The sequence below is a fragment of the Nocardia barduliensis genome, from assembly GCF_013315795.1.
In the GTDB taxonomy this organism is placed as follows: domain Bacteria; phylum Actinomycetota; class Actinomycetes; order Mycobacteriales; family Mycobacteriaceae; genus Nocardia; species Nocardia barduliensis.
On the sequence record NZ_JABLTE010000011.1, the window covers coordinates 1 to 19,642 of the forward strand.

At 71.2% G+C, this 19,642-nt stretch carries 19 protein-coding genes; 7 read left to right on the top strand and 12 right to left on the bottom strand.

All coding sequences use genetic code 11. The annotated features are described in order from the left end of the window. Positions 1–1,002, bottom strand: a 1,002-nt coding sequence (locus HOV91_RS07370; protein ID WP_246349904.1) for a serine/threonine-protein kinase, incomplete at its 3' end; no start/stop codon positions are given. Positions 1,003–1,218: 216 nt separating this feature from the next. Between HOV91_RS07370 and HOV91_RS07375 the strand changes: the two genes are divergently transcribed. Further along, positions 1,219–2,121, top strand: coding sequence for a serine hydrolase (locus HOV91_RS07375; protein WP_312884510.1), 903 nt, complete (start codon positions 1,219–1,221; stop codon positions 2,119–2,121). Between the two features lie 7 nt (positions 2,122–2,128). Here HOV91_RS07375 and HOV91_RS07380 read toward each other — a convergent pair whose 3' ends face one another. Both HOV91_RS07380 and HOV91_RS07385 read right to left on the bottom strand, forming a co-directional pair. Beyond that, positions 2,129–2,791, bottom strand: a complete 663-nt coding sequence (locus HOV91_RS07380; protein ID WP_174184703.1) for a response regulator — start codon at positions 2,789–2,791, stop codon at positions 2,129–2,131. A 178-nt stretch (positions 2,792–2,969) separates the two neighbouring features. Next, positions 2,970–4,187 (bottom strand): sensor histidine kinase, encoded by a 1,218-nt coding sequence (locus HOV91_RS07385; protein ID WP_174184704.1) that lies wholly within the window; start codon positions 4,185–4,187, stop codon positions 2,970–2,972. A gap of 167 nt (positions 4,188–4,354) precedes the next feature. On the opposite strand from HOV91_RS07385, the gene HOV91_RS07390 reads away from it, so the two are divergent. The 3 genes from HOV91_RS07390 to HOV91_RS07400 are packed head-to-tail and all read left to right on the top strand — an operon-like array spanning position 4,355 to position 7,039. Further along, on the top strand, positions 4,355–5,149 hold the full coding sequence (locus tag HOV91_RS07390; protein WP_174184705.1) for a hypothetical protein: 795 nt from the start codon (positions 4,355–4,357) through the stop codon (positions 5,147–5,149). Beyond that, complete coding sequence (locus HOV91_RS07395; protein WP_174184706.1) at positions 5,146–6,537, top strand: alpha/beta-hydrolase family protein; 1,392 nt, start codon at positions 5,146–5,148, stop codon at positions 6,535–6,537. The genes HOV91_RS07390 and HOV91_RS07395 overlap by 4 nt, the downstream gene beginning before the upstream one ends. 55 nt (positions 6,538–6,592) lie before the next feature. Beyond that, positions 6,593–7,039 carry an SRPBCC domain-containing protein gene (locus tag HOV91_RS07400; RefSeq protein WP_174184707.1) on the top strand — a complete coding sequence of 149 codons (447 nt, stop codon included), beginning with the start codon at positions 6,593–6,595 and terminating at the stop codon, positions 7,037–7,039. 258 nt (positions 7,040–7,297) lie between these two features. Here HOV91_RS07400 and gatA read toward each other — a convergent pair whose 3' ends face one another. Continuing rightward, a complete protein-coding gene (gene gatA, locus HOV91_RS07405) occupies positions 7,298–8,785 on the bottom strand; it encodes an Asp-tRNA(Asn)/Glu-tRNA(Gln) amidotransferase subunit GatA (RefSeq protein ID WP_174184708.1) in 1,488 nt (495 codons plus the stop codon). Then, positions 8,782–9,081: an Asp-tRNA(Asn)/Glu-tRNA(Gln) amidotransferase subunit GatC gene (gatC, locus tag HOV91_RS07410; RefSeq protein WP_174184784.1), complete on the bottom strand. Its 300-nt coding sequence runs from the start codon at positions 9,079–9,081 to the stop codon at positions 8,782–8,784. Before gatC ends, gatA begins: the two co-directional genes overlap by 4 nt. Before the next feature lie 315 nt (positions 9,082–9,396). On the opposite strand from gatC, the gene HOV91_RS07415 reads away from it, so the two are divergent. Continuing rightward, entirely contained in the window at positions 9,397–10,047 is a 651-nt protein-coding gene (locus tag HOV91_RS07415) for an ACT domain-containing protein (protein ID WP_174184709.1), read from the top strand. A 204-nt stretch (positions 10,048–10,251) separates the two neighbouring features. Here HOV91_RS07415 and HOV91_RS07420 read toward each other — a convergent pair whose 3' ends face one another. The 3 genes from HOV91_RS07420 to HOV91_RS07430 are packed head-to-tail and all read right to left on the bottom strand — an operon-like array spanning position 10,252 to position 12,415. After that, the gene (locus HOV91_RS07420; RefSeq protein WP_174184710.1) at positions 10,252–10,776 is read right to left on the bottom strand and encodes a GNAT family N-acetyltransferase; all 525 of its coding nucleotides are present in this window, start codon (positions 10,774–10,776) and stop codon (positions 10,252–10,254) included. 31 nt (positions 10,777–10,807) lie between these two features. Beyond that, a complete protein-coding gene (locus tag HOV91_RS07425) occupies positions 10,808–11,149 on the bottom strand; it encodes a hypothetical protein (protein WP_174184711.1) in 342 nt (113 codons plus the stop codon). A 21-nt stretch (positions 11,150–11,170) separates the two neighbouring features. Then, entirely contained in the window at positions 11,171–12,415 is a 1,245-nt protein-coding gene (locus tag HOV91_RS07430; protein ID WP_174184712.1) for an AAA family ATPase, read from the bottom strand. 273 nt (positions 12,416–12,688) lie between these two features. On the opposite strand from HOV91_RS07430, the gene HOV91_RS07435 reads away from it, so the two are divergent. After that, the gene (locus HOV91_RS07435; protein WP_174184713.1) at positions 12,689–13,018 is read left to right on the top strand and encodes a hypothetical protein; all 330 of its coding nucleotides are present in this window, start codon (positions 12,689–12,691) and stop codon (positions 13,016–13,018) included. A 4-nt stretch (positions 13,019–13,022) separates the two neighbouring features. On the opposite strand, the gene ligA is transcribed toward HOV91_RS07435, so the two are convergent. From ligA to HOV91_RS07455, 4 genes are all read right to left on the bottom strand, one after another. After that, a complete protein-coding gene (ligA, locus tag HOV91_RS07440) occupies positions 13,023–15,137 on the bottom strand; it encodes an NAD-dependent DNA ligase LigA (protein WP_174184714.1) in 2,115 nt (704 codons plus the stop codon). 150 nt (positions 15,138–15,287) lie between these two features. Further along, positions 15,288–16,325 (bottom strand): methionine synthase, encoded by a 1,038-nt coding sequence (locus HOV91_RS07445; protein ID WP_174184785.1) that lies wholly within the window; start codon positions 16,323–16,325, stop codon positions 15,288–15,290. A gap of 174 nt (positions 16,326–16,499) precedes the next feature. Then, entirely contained in the window at positions 16,500–17,615 is a 1,116-nt protein-coding gene (gene mnmA / locus HOV91_RS07450) for a tRNA 2-thiouridine(34) synthase MnmA (protein ID WP_174184715.1), read from the bottom strand. Continuing rightward, a complete protein-coding gene (locus HOV91_RS07455; protein WP_174184716.1) occupies positions 17,615–18,844 on the bottom strand; it encodes a cysteine desulfurase family protein in 1,230 nt (409 codons plus the stop codon). Before HOV91_RS07455 ends, mnmA begins: the two co-directional genes overlap by 1 nt. A gap of 258 nt (positions 18,845–19,102) precedes the next feature. On the opposite strand from HOV91_RS07455, the gene HOV91_RS07460 reads away from it, so the two are divergent. Further along, complete coding sequence (locus tag HOV91_RS07460) at positions 19,103–19,450, top strand: hypothetical protein (protein ID WP_174184717.1); 348 nt, start codon at positions 19,103–19,105, stop codon at positions 19,448–19,450. The last annotated feature ends 192 nt before the right edge of the window (positions 19,451–19,642 follow it).

A 19,642-nucleotide genomic window follows, 5' to 3' on the forward strand; every position in this document is an offset into this window, starting at 1 on the left:
GGCCGCGGGGACGTAGGTGGGCGGGCCCGCCTCCGGCCCGGGGTAAGCCGGTTGCGCGATGACGGTGGGCGCGGGCTGCGGCTGGTACTGCGCGGCCACGACCGTCGGCGCGGGAGCGGTGAGCGCTCGCCGTGCCGCCGTGGCGAACTCGACGCAGGATGCGAAACGATCGTCGGGTCGCTTCGCCATGGCCCTGGCGAGCACCGCGTCGAGCGCGGGCGACAGACCGGCGCGCCGGGCCGCGACCGAGGGCGGCGGCAACTGGAGATGACCGCGGATGATGTCGGCCGGTGCGGGAGCGTCGAAGGGGGCGACGCCGGTCAGCAACCAATACAGCGCGCAGGCCAGCGAGTACTGATCGGAGCGGTGGTCGAGGTGCGCACCGGTCATCTGCTCGGGCGAGGCGTAGGCGAGCGTCGCGGTGAACATGCCGGTCTGGGTCAGGTGCGTGGAATCCTCACGCAGCCGGGCGATGCCGAAATCGGTGAGGAAGACCCGCTCGCCGTGGCCGCTCACCGCGCGGGCCAGCATGATGTTGGCGGGTTTGACGTCCCGGTGCAGCACCCCCATCCCGTGCGCGTAATCCAGTGCGGAGGCGACGCCTTCGATGATCTGCACGGCCCGTTCCGGCGGCAGGCTCTGCGGGTTCACCGTGGCCGCGTCGACGCCGTCGACGTACTGCATGGAGATCCACAACTGGTCGTCCTCCGCGCCGCGGTCGTACACCGCGACGATGTTCGGATGGTCCAGTTGGGCCGCCAGATCCGCTTCCCGCTCGAACCTGGCCCGCACCTCCACATCGGTGAACAGGTCCCGGTTGAGCAGTTTCAGCGCGGTCTGCCGGGGCAGTCTGGGATGGCGGGCGAGGTACACCGAGCCCATGCCCCCCTGGCCGAGCAACTTCTCTATGGTGAACCCGGCGAACACCGCACCGCTGTCGAGCAACACGCCCCCTTCAGGTGACCGCGGCGGCCGGACGGGGACGTCCGGGCGCGCCTTCATACCGATCCTGGAGCCTACCGGGTGACGCCGTGGCCACGGGGTTTCGAATTCTCCGGGAAGATCGGCAAAACTATGTTCGAGATATCGTGCCGTCGACACCGTCGCGTGCCGCGGCGATGTCTCTCGTCCGGCCACCGGCCGGACGGGCCCGATGAGCTATTTTGCACCGCCGTACGACAGCGTGGACACGCCACTGGTGGTGGGGAGGACTCGGTGGTGAGGTCGACGGGATCCGGTTCGACAGGCCGGTCGGCGCTGCGCGCCGTGGCGATGGTGGTGCTGCTCACACTGACCTCGTGCGCCTTGTTCCCCGGCGACCGGCCCGCCCCCGAGGCGCCCACCGTGGTGGTGGACACCGCGGGAGCTTGGCGGCCGAACCTCGCGGTGTCCGTGCCCGACTCGCTGGCCGCCGACTTCACCCAGTTGCAGCCGCAGCTGGGCGGGCAGGTCGGCATGGCGATCATGCCCGTCGGCGGCGGCCGGATGACCGTCTTCGGCGACTGGGTCAGCGGCATCGCGTGGTCGACCATCAAGGTGCCGCTCGCGATCGCGGCGCTGCGGCACGACCCCAAGGAAGAGATCCGGCACGAGGTGGAGGCGGCCATCACCTGGTCGGACAACGGCGCCGCCGAGGCGCTGTGGCAGTCGCTGGGCGACGGGCTGGAAGCGGCCAAGGCGGTGCAGGACGTGATCGACGAAGCGGGCGACGCGACGACCGGTGTGGCCGGCCCGCGCACCACGCTGGACTACACCTCCTTCGGCGGCACCGAATGGACGCTGGCCAATCAGGTCCGCTTCGCCTCCCGCCTGCCGTGCCTGCCCGAGTCGTTCCAGGTCACCGAGCTGATGACGGAGATAACGCCCGAGCAGGCGTGGGGTCTGGGCGTGCTGGAGGGCACCGCCTTCAAAGGCGGCTGGGGGCCCGACGACGAGACCGGCGTCTACACCGTCCGCCAGTTCGGCCTGGTGCCGGTCCGCTCCGGCATGATCGCCGTGGCGCTCGCGGCACAGGCCGATTCCGGAAGTTTCGAGGACTCCACCACCATCCTCAGCCGGATGGCGCGGATGCTCGGCGGTCACCTCGACGAGCTGCGCGGCGGGTCCTGCGCCCCGCTGTGAACCCCGATCAGCCGGGGGTGACCAGGCCGGTCTCGTAGGCCAGCACCACCGCCTGGGCCCGGTCACGCAGATTCAGCTTGGCGAACACCTTGGAGACATGGGTTTTCACGGTCTGCTCGGCCACGAAGAGGGCCTCGGCGATCTCGGTGTTGGACATGCCTTTCGCGATCAGTTCGAGTACTTCCCGCTCGCGGGGAGTCAGCACCGACAGCTGCGGCGCCGGTTTGGCGCGGGCGCTGCGGCGCCGCGTGACGTCGGCGATGAGCCTGCGGGTGACCGTCGGCGCGAGCAGCGCCTGTCCGTCGGCGACCACGCGGACCGCGCGCACCAGTTCCTCGGCGGGCGCGTCCTTGAGCAGGAATCCGCTGGCGCCGAGGCTGAGCGCCTCGTAGACGTAGTCGTCGATGTCGAAGGTGGTGAGCATCAGCACACGCACCGGCGGGTCGAACCCCGAGGCCAGGATGGCGCGGGCCGCGTCGAGCCCGTTCATCTCCGGCATGCGCACGTCCATCAGCACGACGTCCGGGCGCAACCGCTTGGCCTCCGCCACCGCGATCTTGCCGTCCGCCGCGTCGCCTACCACGCTGATATCCGGCTGAGCCGCGAGCAGCGCCCCGAACCCCTGCCGGACCATCGCCTGGTCGTCGGCGATCAACACCGTAATTGCCACCCGCTCACCCTAATTGCCCCGTACCTGCGCGCGCCGGGCCCGTTCGTCCGGTCGGCAGCGCGACTCGCCGTCCAGGCCGGCCGACTGTCGCCGAGTACCTGCGGCAGGTGCCGACCGGCGCTTCGCCGAAGACGCCCGCGCTTCGCGTTCAAGAAACGAATCCGGCCGACGCGCACCGTTATGGTTCGCCGTGCGCGGCGACGGCAGCGACGGCGGCCGTCTCCGGCGCGCCGATCGGGAAGCGCGCGTGCACGCGGAAGCCGCCGTCCGCACGCGGCTGCACCGTCACCTCACCGCCGACGGCCAGCGCTCGCGCCTGCATGCCCGCGATGCCGTGACCGCCGTTGCCGACCGGCCGGGCGGGCGTGGCCCCCGGCCCGTTCTCGACCTCGAGCAGCAGATCCGCGCCGTGCGCGATACGCACCTGGACCGGCGCGCCCGGGGCGTGGCGGGAGGCGTTGGACAGCGATTCTTGAGCGACGCGATAGAGGGCGAGGCCGGTGGTCTCCGGGATCGTCTCCAGCGCTCCGTCGACGGTCCACTCGATGTGGACGCCCGCGCGGCGCGCACCCTCGAACAGCGCGATCACGTCCGCCGCCCTCGGCTGCGGCGCGTGCTCGGGCAACTGACCGTCGCTGCGCAGGACGCCGAGCATGCCGCGGATCTCGTTGAGTGCTTCCCGCGCCGTGGCGCCGATGGACTCGAACTCGGCACGCGCGGCGGCGTCGACGCCCTCGACCCGGTACGGCGCGGTCTGCGCCTGCACCACCACCAGGGACATGTGGTGGGCCACGACGTCGTGCAGGTCGCGGGCGATGCGGGCCTTCTCCTCCAGGATGGCGCGACGGGCCCGCTCCAGCTCGTTCTCCTCCTCCTTGCGCTCCAGTTGCCGCCGCGACAGTGCCAGCCAGCGAATGAGCAGGCCGAACAGCACCAACCCGGCCAGCGCGATCGGCCAGCCCCACGCGGCGTTCGCCAGCGCGTCCCCTTCCCCCGGCATGGTGGTCGCGAACAGTAGGGCCGTCGCCCCCCAGGCCACCGCCACGATCTGACCCGGCGCACGCAACGCCACCGCGAACAGCGTCACCAGCAGGCACAGCACGTGGACGACCTGGAACGGCAGCTCGTTGTTCGGTTGATGCGGAATGGCCATCGCGATCACCAGCGCGGAGCCCGCCGAGATGGCCCAGCCCAACGCCGGGTTGATCCGCACCAGCAGCACCGGGAGCGCGGCCAGCGCCGCGATGAACGGCTGTACCGCGGTGGGCACCGCGTGGGTCAGGTGCAGCGTCGGCCAAGCCACCGCGTACCAGATCAGCGCGACCACCACCGTGCCGAGGTCGAACCAGGTCCGCGCGTCCAGCCGTCGCGTCCAGGCGCGACTTTCTCGGTTCATGCCTACGACACTAGGAACCGCCGGCGCGCCGCGGCCTCATACCCACGGGTGATTTCCGCCCCGATACCCAGGTGGGAGATCGCGCGCGAGCTCACTCGGCAGCAGCGGGCCCGAAACATTCCCGGGCGTGAGGCGGGTGCGGCAGCGGGGTCCCTAACGTCGTCGCCATGAGCACACCGACCAGCGCCGGGCGCGAGACCCGGTTCGCATCGGCCGCGGGAGCCCGAAACCATTCCGCCACAACCACTTCCGTCAGCGCGCACTCGCGACGCTACGCGGCGCTCACCGCGACGGCGTTGACCGCCGTGGCCGCGACGGTATTCCTCGCCCCCGCCCCGCGCGCCGCCGCGGCGGCCGCGCCGATCGAGAGCACGCAGGCCGGCGCCGCCGTCGCCGAGCTGGCCGCGGGCGGCCCCGGTGCGCTCACCGCCATTCCGCCGGACTTCGTCGCATCGTTCGGCTACCGGCCGAGCACGGTGGACGGTCTACTGGTCAACCCGGGCGGCGACTGCTCCTCGCCGGTGACGCTGCCCGCCGAATTCGATACCGCGTGCAAGGCCCATGACCTCGGCTACGACCTGCTGCGCTACGCCGACCAGCGCGGCGAACCGCTGGGCCCGTGGGCGCGGCAGGCCCTCGACGCCACGTTGGACCGGCGGATGCACGAGGCTTGCGCGGCCCGCGTCGACCCGTTCTCCCGCGCCCGGTGTGATGCGATGGCATCGATCGCGAACACCGCTGTCGACCTGAACTCGCGGCGGCAGGATTACGGCGCACCGGTGGTCGAACCCCTGCTGGGTTCGGCGGATACCGACTCGGCGACGAGCTGGCAGCTGCTCGGCGTGCTCGGCGCCGGAATCGCCGGTCTGAGCGCGGTTCTCGTCGTGCGCAATCGACAGCGTGACCCCGAAGCCGTGGCGGCTCGGTCGGATATCGCCGGCGCGGCGGTGGTACGGCGATGACCTCGTCCGTGCTGCCCTTCCTGGATCGCCACCGGTGGCTTGCCGCCGCGGCAGGCCGTGTCGTGCCGCCGCGGATCGGCACGACGCTCGGCATCGGGACCGGTGTCCTTGCCTCGCTGGCGCCCGGACTGCTGCCGCGCACCCCCGGTGCGCAAGCCGTGCTCACCGGGTTGCTCGCGGCGCTCGCCCTCGGCGTTGCCGGAGTACTTCGAGTCATCCTGCGGCGCTGGGCGCACGATCTGGACCAGCGGCTCGCGTGGCTGCGACTGCCGCTGCTGATCGCGACGGCGGTGCTGGTGGCGGGCGCCGCGGCGAACGCGGGCCACTGGCAGAACCGGCTGCGCGCGGCGATGGGCACACCCCCGATCGGCGCGGACTACTGGGGGCGGTGCGCGCTCGGCGCCGCCTTGATCATCGGGCTGTTCATCGGCGCCACCCGCTCGATCGGCTGGGCTCTGGGGAAACTCGGCTGGGCGCGGGGAGTATCACTGGCCGCCGTCATGGGTGTGCTGGCGTATCTCGTCGGCGTACCCGCGGTGGCCGGATGGCGGGAATCGGTGTACGCGAGTGCGAATGCCCAGTTCGATCCCGGTGTGGTGCAGCCGGTCTCGCACCGCGGGTCGGGAAGCGCCGAGTCGGCGGTGAGCTGGGCGTCGCTGGGCGCCGAAGGACGCAAGTTCGTCAGCGGCACACCGGTGCGGGCGGTGCGGGTCTACGTCGGGGTGACTTCGGCGCCCGACCTGGACAGCCGGGTCGAGCTGGCGATCAGCGAACTGGAGCGGTCGGGCGGCTTCACGCGCTCGCACCTGGTCGTGGCGGTGCCCACCGGATCGGGCTGGATCGACGCGAACGCCGTAGCGGGTCTCGACCGGCGCTTCGACGGCGACGTGGCGCTGGTCGGCCTCCAGTACTCCTACCTGCCGAGCTGGGCGACGTTCGTGTTCGGCCGGGACGCGGCGGTGACGGCCGCGCGCGGTCTGTTCACCGCCGTGGAACGCCACATCCAAGGGCTGGCGCACAAGCCGAAGCTGTATGTGTACGGGCAGAGCCTGGGCGCCCTGGGCGGCGATGCCGTCTTCGCGGACGACGCCGAGCAGGACCGTCGCACCTGCGCGGCCCTCTGGGCCGGACCTCCGGCCAACCACGTCCACCGTGGTGGCGCGACGGTGCTGGCCAACAGCTCCGATCCGGTGATCCACTGGTCGCCCGCGCAGCTGTGGCGCGCGCCCGACCTGACCGGGGCGCGCGTCGACGCTCCGGTGCCGCGGTGGCTGCCGGTGATCAGCTTCGCGCAGACCACCGCCGACCTGCTCGCCGCGCTGCACGCTCCCCCGGGCCACGGCCACCGTTACGGCACGGATCAGGGCACCGCCATGGGTTCTTGCTGAACCGTTCGAGACGGCGCCCGCACGGGATCGCCATAGAACATGTTCTAATTTGCCCATGGCCTTTGTCATCGACCTCGCCGTCGACATCGACGCGCCCGCCGCACTGGTGTGGCAGGTGATCACCGACTTTCCGCGCTACGGCGAGTGGAATCCCTTCGTCCCGGAGTGCCACAGTTCGCTGGTGCCCGGCGAGCCGATCGACATGCTCGTCCGCGTCTCCGGCTCGCGCCCGCGCAAGCAGCGGGAATGGATCCGTACGCACACGCCGGGCCGGGAACTGAGCTACTCGATGAAACCGGTGCCTCCTGGCGCGCTGCACAGTCTGCGCTCGCACACGGTGACGCCGCTCGCGGACGGCCGGACTCGCTACGAGTCGCACTTCGAACTCGGCGGATGGTTGAATCCCGTGGTCGTCGCGCTGCTCGGCAGGAACCTGCGACGCGGCTTCGAGGGCATGACCGACGGCATCCGGAAGCAGGCCGAGTCGCTGCGCACCCCCTGAGGGCAGCCGCCGGTATGCGTCGAATCGAGGACCCGAGGATTCTCCCAGGCGGCCGCGCCGCATCTATGCGGGACCGCGTTGGTGAACATGCCGAATCCCCCGCTACGCAAGATCATCGGCCCCGGCGCGCACGACATGGTCGCGCTCGCCCTGGACCAACGCCGCCACCGACCCGAATTCACCCGGCCGCATGACGATTCGCAGAGCCGCCCGCTTCCTCACGACCCGCGAGGGAGCGAAGCGGCTCTGCGCGCAACATCAGGCGATGGCGCCGCGGGCGACCTCGTAGGCCGCGCCCACCCGGTAGAGGCGGTCGTCCGCGAGGGCGGGCGCCATGATCTGGAGCCCGACGGGCATGCCGTCGTCCTTGCTCAGCCCGGAGGGGACCGACATGGCGGGGTGACCGGCCAGGTTGGTGGGCAGGGTGCACAGGTCCGACAGGTACATGGCCAGCGGATCGTCCACCTTCTCGCCCAGCTTCCACGGCGTGAACGGACTCGTCGGCGAGACGAGCACGTCGACCTGCTGGTAGGCGTTGTCGAAGTCGCGGGCGATCAGCGTGCGCACCTTGAGCGCCTGGCCGTAGTAGGCGTCGTAGTAGCCCGCCGACAGCGCGTAGGTGCCGATCATGATGCGCCGCTTGACCTCGGGGCCGAACCCGGCCGCGCGGGTGGCCGCCATGACCTGCTCGGCGCTGTGCTGCCCGTCGTCGGCGACGCGCAGGCCGTAGCGCATGGCGTCGAACCGCGCGAGGTTGGACGACACCTCCGACGGCATGACGAGGTAGTAGGACGACAGCGCGTATTCGAAGTGCGGACAGGACACTTCGACCACCTCGGCGCCGAGATCCTTCAGCACCGCCACGGCGGCGTCGAAGGAGGCGAGCACGCCGGGCTGGTAGCTGTCGGAGTGCAGTTCCTTCACCACGCCGATCTTGACGCCGCGCAGATCACCCTGCGCGCCCGCGCGCGCGGCAGCCACCACGGGCGGGACCGGCACGTCGCGCGAGGTGGAGTCGCGCGGGTCGTATCCGGCGATCACCTCGTGCAGCAACGCGGTGTCCAGCACCGTCCGGCCGCACGGACCACCCTGGTCCAGCGACGACGCGCAGGCGACCAGGCCGAAGCGCGACACCGTGCCGTAGGTCGGCTTGGTGCCGACGGTCGCGGTGACCGCCGCGGGCTGGCGGATGGACCCGCCCGTGTCCGTGCCGATGGCCAGCGGCGCCTGGTTCGAGGCCAGCGCGGCCGCGGAACCGCCGCCCGAGCCACCCGGGATGCGGGTGGTGTCCCACGGGTTGCGGGTGGGGCCGTAGGCGGAGTTCTCGGTGGATGACCCCATGGCGAACTCGTCCATGTTGGTCTTGCCGAGGATCGGGATGCCCGCCGCGCGCAACCGCGTGGTGACCGTCGCGTCGTAGGGCGACACCCAGCCTTCGAGGATCTTCGACGCGCAGGTGGTGGGCATGTCCGTGGTGGTGAACACGTCCTTGAGCGCCAGAGGAACTCCGGCAAGCGGCGAGGCGGGCTCGGCGCCCGAGGCGATCGCCGAGTCCACCGCGGCCGCCGCCTCCAGCGCCTGCTCCCCCGCGACGTGCAGGAAGGCGTGGTACTCGCCGTCGACCGCGGCGATCCGGTCCAGGTGCGCCTGGGTGACCTCGACCGAGGACAGCTCGCGGGCGTGGATCCTGCCTGCGAGTTCGGCCGCCGACAGCGTGGTCAGGTCCGGTCCGCCCGTCGTGCTCATTCGGCCTCTCCCAGAATCTGCGGCACCATGAACCGCTGCTCTTCGACCGCGGGCGCGCCGGAGAGCGCCTCGCGCGGGGTCAGGCCAGGCACCACCTCGTCGGAACGGGTGACGTTCGTCGCCGGATTCGGCGACGCGGTGGCCGGGACGTCGGCGGCGGCGACCTCGGAGATGGTCCGCACGTGGCTCAGGATCGAATCCAGCTGCCCGGCGAACTGATCCAGTTCGCTATCGGACAGCGCGAGCCGGGACAGCCGGGCGAGGTGTGCGACCTCGTCGCGGGAGATGGCGGGCACCGCGGGACCCCTTTCGGCTTCGTTATCAACAGTGCTCAACCCACACAGCCTAGCCACCGGCGGCCGGACCGCCGCCCGGCACCCGCGCTTCGTCGGCGCGGCGGCGGGAGCCTCGCCCAGCAGGCCCCCGGCAACACCCTCCGGCACGCGACACGTCTGCTGGAAATAGTCCGACACGCCGCTTTGGCGTGAATTCGCCGAGTGGTGTGCGTCACTGGACCGGCTTCGACTCGATAACCGGGCGTCAGGGGTGTAAGTATTGCGTGACCCGGGTATCCGTTCAGAGCCTCGGCCGCTCAAGGAAAGGAAACGCACGTGTCGTATCTGCTCCGCGTGCAACTTCCGGATCGACCGGGAAGCCTCGGTTCGCTCGCACTCGCACTCGGCTCCGTCGGCGCCGACATCCTCTCGCTGGACGTGGTGGAGCGCGGCGCGGGCTACGCCGTCGACGATCTGGTCGTCGAGGTGCCCTCCGGCGCCCTCCCCGACACCCTCATCACCGCCGCCGAATCGATCGGCGACGTGCACGTGGACTCGATCCGCCCGTATTCCGGCGTGCTCGACACCCACCGCGAGCTCGAGCTCATCGATCAGGTGGCCAGCGCTCGCGACGACCGGATGCAGGTGCTGGTGGACGGCGTGCCGCGGGTCCTGCGGGTCGGCTGGAGCACGATCATCGACATCGGGCCGCAGGGGGCCTACCGGGTGGTCGGCAGCCCGAGTGCGCCACAGACACAGGCGGGTTCGGCCCCCTGGATGCCGCTGGAGAAGCCCACCGTGCTCGACCCCGAGGCCGAGTGGGTGCCGGGGATCTGGCGCGACATGGACACCAAGCTCGCCGCCGCTCCGCTCGGCAACACCGGCAAGGTGCTGCTGCTCGGCAGGCCGGGCGGCCCCGACTTCCGGCCCTCCGAGGTGGCCCGGCTCGGTTACCTCGCGGGCATCGTCGCCACCGTCCTCGGCTGATTTCCCCAGCGGCGCTTCGAATTGCGGGTATCACCGTCGGCGACGCCGACCCGGCGATCGTATGCGGGCGCCGCGCAGGTATCGCCCTCGCCGACGCCAGCCGTGCCGATGGAAGCGCGGCTTCGATCATAGGCAGACGCCTCCCATTTACCGCCGAGCGACTGTCGCAGCTGCCGTGCGGACCGCACAAGCCCCGGCGAACCGTCAGGCAGACTCGCCGGACGGGCCGAGCGGTAGCCGGAGAACGTGCAGCAGTTCTCCCGCGCTGGTGCGCCAGTCCCGGCTCGGTACCGGGCGGAAGCCGATGCGGTCGTAGATCCGGCGGGCGTCGACCATGGCGGGCATGGTGGTGAGAGCCACCGCGGCGTGCCCCTCCGCCCGCGCCAGGTCGATCACGGTGCGCACCAACGCCGTTCCCGCGCCGAGTCCGCGCGCGGCCTTCGCGACGGCGAGCATGCGGAACTCCAGCTCGCCCGGAAGCGCGATCTCCGCGTAGGGGGTGCCCGCCGACGCGACGGTGAGCGAGCCGACGACCCGGTCGGCGTGGGTGGCGACCAGGATCCGGGCCGAGGCGGCCCGGCGGGCGGTGCCGGCCAGCTCGCCCGCGTACCAGCTGCCCGCCTCCACATAGCCCTCGCCGACGTAGACCTGCACGGTCAGCTCACCGACCGCGTCGTACTCCTCCGGCCGCGCCGCCCGGACGACGACGCCCGTCTCCCGCACATCCATACCGGCATGATGCCATCGACCATGACGTGGGCTACGGCACGTCCGGCCCCGCTCCGGGCCGGGTGATCTGCCAGCTGTCGGGCTTGCCCGCCGGATAGACGACGGTGAGCAGATCACCGGTCTCCGGCCAGGAGTTCGTATCCCAGACGAACCGGCCGTACACGACCTTGCCGGGGACCGAAGGGCCGGTCAGGTTCCCGGTGATGGTCACGTACTGCTCACCGGGAATGTCGGGGCGCGGGCTCACGCCGGTGACGTACAGCGTCCCCGCCTCCGGGTTCGCGGGCCGATAGCGCCGCCCGCCGCGGACCGCGAACACGATCACCGACACCAGCACCGCGGTCAGGATTACCAGGGAGGCGAACTCCAGCATGGCTCCCATGCTAGGTGCGCGTCACACCGGCGCGAGCTCGCTGGTGCCCTGAACGGTGCGCCGGACCTGCCAGACCGACGTGCGGGTCCGTTGGGAACGCCCGTTGCCCCGATCGATCAGCAGCCGGTTGCCGGTGGTGAAGATCAACTGGGCGCCACGGGCATTCGTCTCCGGATTCTGGAACAGCTGGATCAGCCGGTCGGTCTCCTCGGCGGGCAGGCACGCGCCGATGTCGTCGACGGCCAGGACCCGGCCCGCGTCCAGTGCGTCGAGCATGGCGGGCAGCACCCGCAGCAACGACAGCGTGGCGGAAGACTCGGCACCGATCTCGAACGGGGTGTCGACGCCGTCGTGCACCAGGTTCAGGCCCACGCCGCGCCGGGCCACCATCCGCGCGTACAGGGCGTCGCGCGCCGCCTTCAGGTTGGTCAACTCCCGCTCGAGCAGCGTGGCGGTGAGACCGTTGTCGCGCAGCAACTGGTCGGCATAGCTCGGTGAGCCGGCGCACCGGTCGATCTGTTTGCCGAGGCCGGCGATGTCGGCGTCGAGTTCGCGCAGGTAGTCGGCGTACAACGGGTCTGGTTCGGCGACGAGCAGGTCGGTGATGCCCAACTCGGCCGTGCGCAACAGCATCAGCAGCCGCGCCGCGTTGTCCGGCGAGCGGGACACGTGACTGCCCAGCCGGTGGGCGATGGCCTCGGGTTCGGCGGGTCCGCGTTGCACCTCGAGCATGGACTCGAACCATCGGTACGCGGGCACGAGCGCGTCGGAGTACATCTGGCCTGCCAGGCTCAGCAGCAGGGCGTTCGGACGGACCAGCGGAGCCAGCGCGGTGATCCCGTACCGCGACGCCTCGAACATCGGGCCGATCTTGATCTGTTCCCCGCCGCGCTCGAACACGATCCGCTTGCGCGAGCGCGGATGGGTGTGCAGCCATTCCGCGGTCACGTCGGCGTTGTCCAGCCGGAACCCGTAGGTGTACGGCACGCCCTCGGCCACGAACGCCGCCACGAATTCCGAAGGCCGGTCGGCGAATCCGAGATGCGGCGCGCGCACCGGGCCCGCGTACGGGTCCCAGCCCGTCACCGAGTGCAGCACCGCGTCGCGCATCTGCCCGAGCGCGTCGATCAGGTTCGTCTTGCCCGCCGCGGCCCCGCCGTGCACGGCGGTCACCGGCACGGCCACCGGCCCGCTCCCCTTGGTGAGCCGCAACTCCTGCTCGTCGGCCAGCGATCTGTGATTGGTCACCCGAAAACTGCGCAGCATGCCGTCATACTTCCGTCTGCGCCCCGGGTGGGCGACACCAGCCCGGTAGCGTCCGCGATCCGCGCCGAGCGCCGCCTCGCACGGGAACCGCGCGCACCTATTCCGGTTCGCGATGTGGACATCACTGTCGCCGTGGACGATCCGCTCCGTGGTCGCCGGGACAGCGGGTGTGATAGCGGGTTAGCATGCCTGCACGTCGCGGCTCGCCGCGGCGTACTGCCGAAGTTGTTCGATGGGATGAGGGTAACGATGGAACCGACGGTTCGTCGTCTTGTGGTTCGAAGCTCCGTCGTCGCCGCGCTCGCGCTCGGCTCGCTGGTCGTGGCGCCGGAGGCGGTGGCAGACGCGCCGTGTCCGGAGGGCACCGCCCGCGTGTTCCTGGCCGACAGCACGAACACCTGCCAGGGTGGCGGCACGGTCAGCTACGACCCGCCCGGCGTGGTGTCGAAAATATGCTCGACGCCGAGCGCCGACGTCTCCGCCGAGGCGACGTTCAAGAACCGCCGCGGCAAACTGATCACCCAGAAGCTCGATCTGAGCAGCGGCCGCTGCGGACGATTCGACGTCGCGGGCCAGCTGGGCGCCACGGTCACGGTCAGCTGAGGGGTTACTCCTCGGCTTCGGCGTCCTCGGCGGCCGTCTCCGGCGCGACCGCCTCGGGGCCGCCCGCCAGCAGCCGCCGGAACCCCTCCTCGTCGAGGATGGGCACACCGAGTTCCTCCGCCTTGGCTGCCTTGGAGCCGGGGGCGTCACCGATCACCACGAAGGAAGTCTTCTTCGACACCGAGCTCGCGGCCTTGCCGCCGCGCACCAGGATCGCCTCCTTGGCCCCGTCGCGGGTGAAGCCCTGCAGCGAGCCGGTCACCACGATCGACAGACCCTCCAGGTTGCGCTCGATGGATTCGTCGCGTTCGTCCTCCATCCGCACACCCGCGGCCCGCCACTTCGCGACGACGGCACGGTGCCAGTCGACGGTGAACCACTCCGTCACCGCGGCGGCGATGGTCGGGCCGACCCCGTCGGCGGCGGCCAGTTCCTCGACCGACGCCGATCGGATCCGGTCGAGACTGCCGAACTCGGCAGCCAGCGCGTGCGCCGCGGTGGGTCCGACGTGCCGGATGGACAGGCCGATGAGCACCCGTGACAGCGGCTGGTCCTTGGCGGCGGCGAGGTTCTCCAGCAGTTTCCTGCCGTTCGCCGAAAGGCTGCCGTTCTTGTTGGCGTACAGCGTCGTGGTGAGCAGCGCCGCCTCGTCCAGATCGAACAGATCGCCCTCGTCGGTAATCGCGCCGGATCTCAGCAGATCGATCGCGCCCTCATAGCCGAGCGCCTCGATGTCGAAGGCATGGCGGCCCGCGAGGTGGTAGACGCGCTCGCGCAACTGCGCCGGGCAGTACTGCTGGTTGGGGCAGCGGATATCGGCGTCACCCGCTTTCTGCGGGCGCAGTTCGGTGCCGCATTCGGGGCAGTGCGTCGGCATGACGAATTCGCGCGCGTCTTCGGGACGCGCGTCCACCACCGGGCCCAGTACCTGGGGAATGACGTCGCCCGCCTTGCGAATGGTGACCGTATCGCCGATCAGCACTCCTTTGCGCTTCACTTCGGCGGCATTGTGCAGGGTGGCCATCGCGACCGTGGATCCCGCGACGGACACCGGCTCCATCACCGCGAACGGCGTCACCCGGCCGGTGCGGCCGACGTTCACCTGGATGTCCAGCAGCTTGGTCGTCGCCTCCTCGGGCGGGTACTTGTAGGCGATCGCCCAGCGCGGCGCGCGTGAGGTGGAGCCGAGGCGGCGTTGCAGCGCGGTCTCGTCGACCTTGATCACCTGGCCGTCGATCTCGTGCTCGATGTCGTGGCGGTGCTCGCCCCAGTAGGCGACCCGCTCGATCACCGCATCGATGCCCCGCACCCGCCTGGTGTGCTCGGACACCGGCAGTCCCCACGCGGCCAGCGCGCGATACGCCTCGTATTGCGAGGTGGGCAGGTAGCCCTCGATGCGGCCGAAACCGTGGCAGATCATGCGCAGCCTGCGCCGCGCGGTGACCGACGGGTCCTTCTGCCGCAGCGAACCAGCCGCGGTGTTGCGCGGATTGGCGTAGGGCGGCTTGCCCTCGGCCACGATGGCGGCGTTGAGCGTCTCGAAGTCCTCCAACCGGAAGTACACCTCGCCGCGCACCTCGAGCACCTCCGGAACGGGGAACTCGTCGCTGGGGGTCAGCTCTCCGGGAATGTCGTCGATGCCGCGCGCGTTCAGCGTCACGTCTTCGCCGGTGCGGCTGTCGCCGCGCGTAGCGCCGCGCACCAGCCGCCCGTTGCGATAGACGAGGTTCAGCGCAACGCCGTCGATCTTCACCTCGCAGAGATAATGCAGGTCCGGACCGGTCTCCGCCTCCACCCGGGCAGCCCAGGCGCGTAGCTCGTCGACGGCGAACACGTTGTCCAGCGAGAGCATCCGCTCGAGGTGGTCGACCGCGGTGAAATCGGTCGCGAACCCGCCGCCGACGAGCTGGGTCGGCGAATCGGGCGTGCGCAGGTCCGGATGTTCGTCCTCCATCGCCTGCAACCGCCGCAACAGCGCGTCGAACTCACCGTCGGAGATGATCGGCGCATCCCGCACGTAGTAGCGGAACTGGTGTTCGCGCACCTCGTCCGCGAGTTGCTGCCACTGCACCCGCTGCTCTGCCGTCGCCGGGGTAGCCACGCTGTCGCTGTCACTCACCCATCGCACATTAGCCCAGGTCGTCGCCAGCACAATGGCATGTTCGCGCACGTCGCCGCCCGGACGCCACGGGTTCAGGCCGGCCGTTTCCGCCGCCGATCACCGGCGCCGAGCCGCGTACCGACCACTCCACCGGCCCGGCCGTGGGCGTCAGGAGAAGGAAAGCTCTTCCGGTTCTTCGGCGTACGCGCGCGCGACATCCGCCGACAAGCGCAGGGCCCGCCGGCTCCACTCCAGCGGGACGCCCGCCAGACCGCATGCCGGACTGACCGCCACCCGTTGCGCCAGCGTCCGGCGGCCGAAGCCGAGCCGGTCGATCAGCCGGACGCCCGGCTCGGCGAAGTCGCGCCAGGTGACCGAATTCGCCCGCGGCTCGGTGGGGACGACACCGAGCACCAGCTGCTTGCCCGCTTCGAGGGTCTCGCCGACCTCGTCGAGCTGCCCGGTGCCGATGGTGTTCAGATCGAAGCCGATCGCGGCGGCGGCGCTGCGGCGCAGGACGCCGAGCGCGGGCGGCTCGGCGCAGCTGTGCACCAGCACCGGCGCGGACTGGGCGGAGATCACCGTGTCCAGCAGGGCCAGCGCTTCCGGCTCGGGCAGCGCGCGCACGGTGTTCAGCACGCTCACACCGCGCAGGGAACCCTCGAGCACCGCGGTCAGCGACGGTTCGTCCAGTTGCAGCACGACCCGCGCCCCGAGTCGCTTGCCCACCTCCGCCACGTGCTGGGCCAGTCCCTCGGCCAGAGAGGCGCAGAGGTCACGCACCGCACCGGGATCGGTGAGCACGCGATGACCGCCGGGCAACTCGACCTGCGCGGCCAAGGTCAGCGGGCCCGCCGATTGCACCTTCACCACCCGGCCGCCGCCGGACAGGCCGGCGTTCTCCCATGCTTCCTCGAGCGCGTCCAAATCGGTCCGCAGCAGGTCGTGGGCCCGCCGGGAGACCGAACCCGGGCGCGGCGCGAGCCGGTAGCCCCGCGGCGTGGTGTCGAAGCGCAGGTCGACCAGCAGGGCGGAAGCGCGTCCGATCAGGTCCGCGCCCGCGCCGCGAGCCGGTAATTCCACCAGGTGCGGCAGGTCGCCGAGTTCACCGACGACGGTCGCGGCGGCCTCGCGCGGGTCGACGCCCGGCCAGGAGCCGACGCCGGTGGCGATGCCGCCCGGGAGGCGGACCGGCTCGGTCGCCACATCGGTCCCACTGTCTTGCGCGTCATCCGTACCGGTCTCGTCCACCGCTGCCGTACTCCGTCCGTTAGATTCCGCCGTTGCGCGACCCCGCCGTACTCAGCGGCCGGACCGGTCTTCCATGTCTCCACGCGCGCCGGGCAGCCAGGGAGAACAAGCGCCGGAGGCCGGTCAGGATCACCGCCCTGCGTCGGCCCTCGCCTCGCTCGCGCCGGGCTCGCGTTCGGTGCCGGAGATGGTCCCGCTGCCGATCACCTCGTCGCCCTCGGGATCCGGACGGTAGAGCACGACGGCCTGACCGCGCGCGACACCGGTCAGCGGCTCGCGCAGCCGCGCGACCAGCCCGTCACCCACCGCCTCGGCGATCGCGGGCGCGGTGCCGCCGTGCGCGCGCACCTGCGCCACGCACTCGATCGGGCCCGCGGGCGCGGACCCGGAGGTCCAGATCGCGCGCTCCGCCTCGACCGTCCAGACCCGCAGGTCCTCGGCCGAACCCACGCGGACCGTGCCGGAGTCCGGGTCGATTCCGGTGACGTACCGCGGCTTGCCATCGGCGGCCGGACCCGGCAACCCGAGACCCTTGCGCTGGCCGATGGTGAACCCGTGCACGCCCTCGTGCCGCCCGAGCACCTGGCCGTCGGAGTCGACGACCGCGCCGGGCCGCACCCCGATCTTCGCGCCGAGGAACGCTCGGGTGTCGCCGGAGGGGATGAAGCAGATGTCGTGGCTGTCCGGCTTGTTCGCGACGGCCAGGCCGCGCTCGGCGGCCTCGGCGCGGATCTGCGGCTTGGGGGTGTCGCCCACCGGGAACATCGCGCGCGAAAGCTGCTGCGCGGTCAGCACGGCCAGCACGTAGGACTGGTCCTTGTCGGCGTCGACGGCACGGCGCAGCACGCCGTCCGCCAGCCGCGCGTAGTGGCCGGTGACCACCGCGTCGAAGCCGAGCGCCACCGCGCGGTCGGCCAGCGCGGAGAACTTGATCTTCTCGTTGCAGCGCAGGCACGGATTCGGCGTCTCGCCCGCCGCGTAGGCCGCGACGAAATCATCGATGACGTCTTCCTTGAAGCGGTCGGCGAAATCCCAGACGTAGAACGGGATGCCGAGCACGTCGGCGGCGCGCCGGGCGTCACCGGCGTCCTCCTTCGAGCAGCAGCCGCGCGACCCGGTACGCAGCGTGCCCGGTGTCGCCGACAGTGCCAGATGGACGCCGACCACCTCGTGACCGGCGTCGACGGCACGCGCCGCCGCCACGGCCGAATCCACACCACCGCTCATCGCGGCGAGTACCCGCATCAGACACCTCCTTTCGCACCGGCCAGGCCCGCGGCCTTGGCCCGCTCCACCACCTGCGGCAAGACTTTCAGCACTGCGTCGACGTCGGCGCGCGTCGAGGTGTGCCCCAACGAGAAACGCAGCGATCCGCGCGCCTGCCACGGCTCGACGCCCATGGCGATCAGCACATGACTGGGCGTGGCGACGCCCGCCGTACACGCCGAACCGGTCGAGCATTCGATCCCCGCCGCGTCCAGCAGCATCAGCAGCGAATCCCCTTCGCAGCCCGGGAAAGTGACGTGCACGTTGCCGGGCAGGCGCCGCTCGCCGACCGGCCCGTTGAGCACCGTGTCCGGCGCTGCCGCGCGGATGCCGTCGATCAGCGCGTCCCGCAGGGCGATCAGCTCGGCGGTGCGGGCGGGCAGTTCGACCGCCGTCTGGCGCAGCGCGGCGGCGAGCCCGATGGCCGCCGCCGTATCCGAGGTCCCCGACCGCAGGTCGCGCTCGTGCCCACCGCCGTGCAGCAGCGGCACACACGGCACCTGCCTGCCGAGCAGCAACACCCCGACACCGTGCGGGCCGCCGACCTTGTGCCCGGCGAAACTGGCCGCGGCCAGGCCGCTCGCGCCGAAGTCCATCGGCAGCTGGGCGGCCGCCTGCACCGCGTCGCTGTGCATCGGCACACCGAATTCCTGTGCCACGGAGGCGAGTTCGCCGATCGGCTGGATGGCGCCGACCTCGTTGTTCGCCCACATGACGGTGACCAGCGCGACGTCGTCGGGATTCGCTGCGAGCGCCGCCCGCAGCGCGCCGGGCGCGACCACGCCCTCGGCGTCCACCGGGAGCCAGGTCACTTCCGCGCCCTCGTGCCGCTGCAGCCACTCCACCGCGTCGATCACCGCGTGATGCTCGATGGAACTGGCGATGATCCGGTTGCGGCGCGGATCGGCGTCGCGGCGCGCCCAGAAGATGCCCTTCACCGCCAGGTTGTCGCTCTCGGTGCCACCGGAGGTGAAGACGACCTCCGAGGGCCGCGCGCCCAGGTCGGCGGCGATCGACTCGCGCGCCTCCTCCAGCAGCCGCCGGGCGGCGCGCCCCGAGCCGTGCAGGGACGAGGCGTTGCCCGTGGTGCGCAGGGCAGCCGTCATCGCCTCGATGGCCGCGGGCAGCATCGGTGTGGTGGCCGCGTGATCGAGGTAGACCGTGTGGGGCGCAGCACCGTTGACCGGACCCGAAGAAGCCGACTTCATGACCAATTAAGGATAGCCGTGACCGTGCGCCGGTTATTCCCCCCTGCCCTCGCCGTCGCGGGAGCTGCCTTCAGCGCCGTAAACGCCCGATGAGCTGGCGAAATCGGGATTTTGTCTTACCTATTGAATGTACCGCTGAATAGCGGTACGTTGTTCATTGTATTGATCGCCGGGTCCGCTCGTTTCGCGGAGCGGATCGAGGGGCCTAACACCCCGAGCGGTCGACTACCGGACGAATCGATCAGTGAGGAAGCTCCGATGGACCCACGCACCCATGGACGGACGCGACGTGTGCTGGCGCGCGCCGCGGCCGCGTCCGTACTGGCCCTGATGCCGATCACCGCCGTCGCGGTGCCCGCGCTCGCCGACCCGATCGTGCTCGAGCCCGCCGACCAGGTCGACGCGGCCCACGGCCGTCACGGTCACGGGCACGGCCACGGGCACGGCAGGCACGGCCACGACAGGTGGAACCACGGGCGGCACAACGACTGGAACCGGGGCCGCCACGACGACTGGTTCCGGGGGCGGGACCGTCACGACGACTGGGATCGCGGCAGGCCCGGCTGGCACCACGGATACCGGCCGCCGACGGGCAGCGGTTTCTGAGTTCCCCAACGTCTTCGGGGCGAGCCGGTGTCGGCTCGCCCCGAAGACGTATTCGGGGGCGCTCCCCGAGATAGAGCCCGGATCAGCGCCGATAGCAGTCGATGCCCGATGGCCGCGACGAGCACGGCGGCGACCGTCGGGTCTTGCGATGACTACTGGCGCGGGCAGCCGCGCCGGGACGGCTGCCATGCG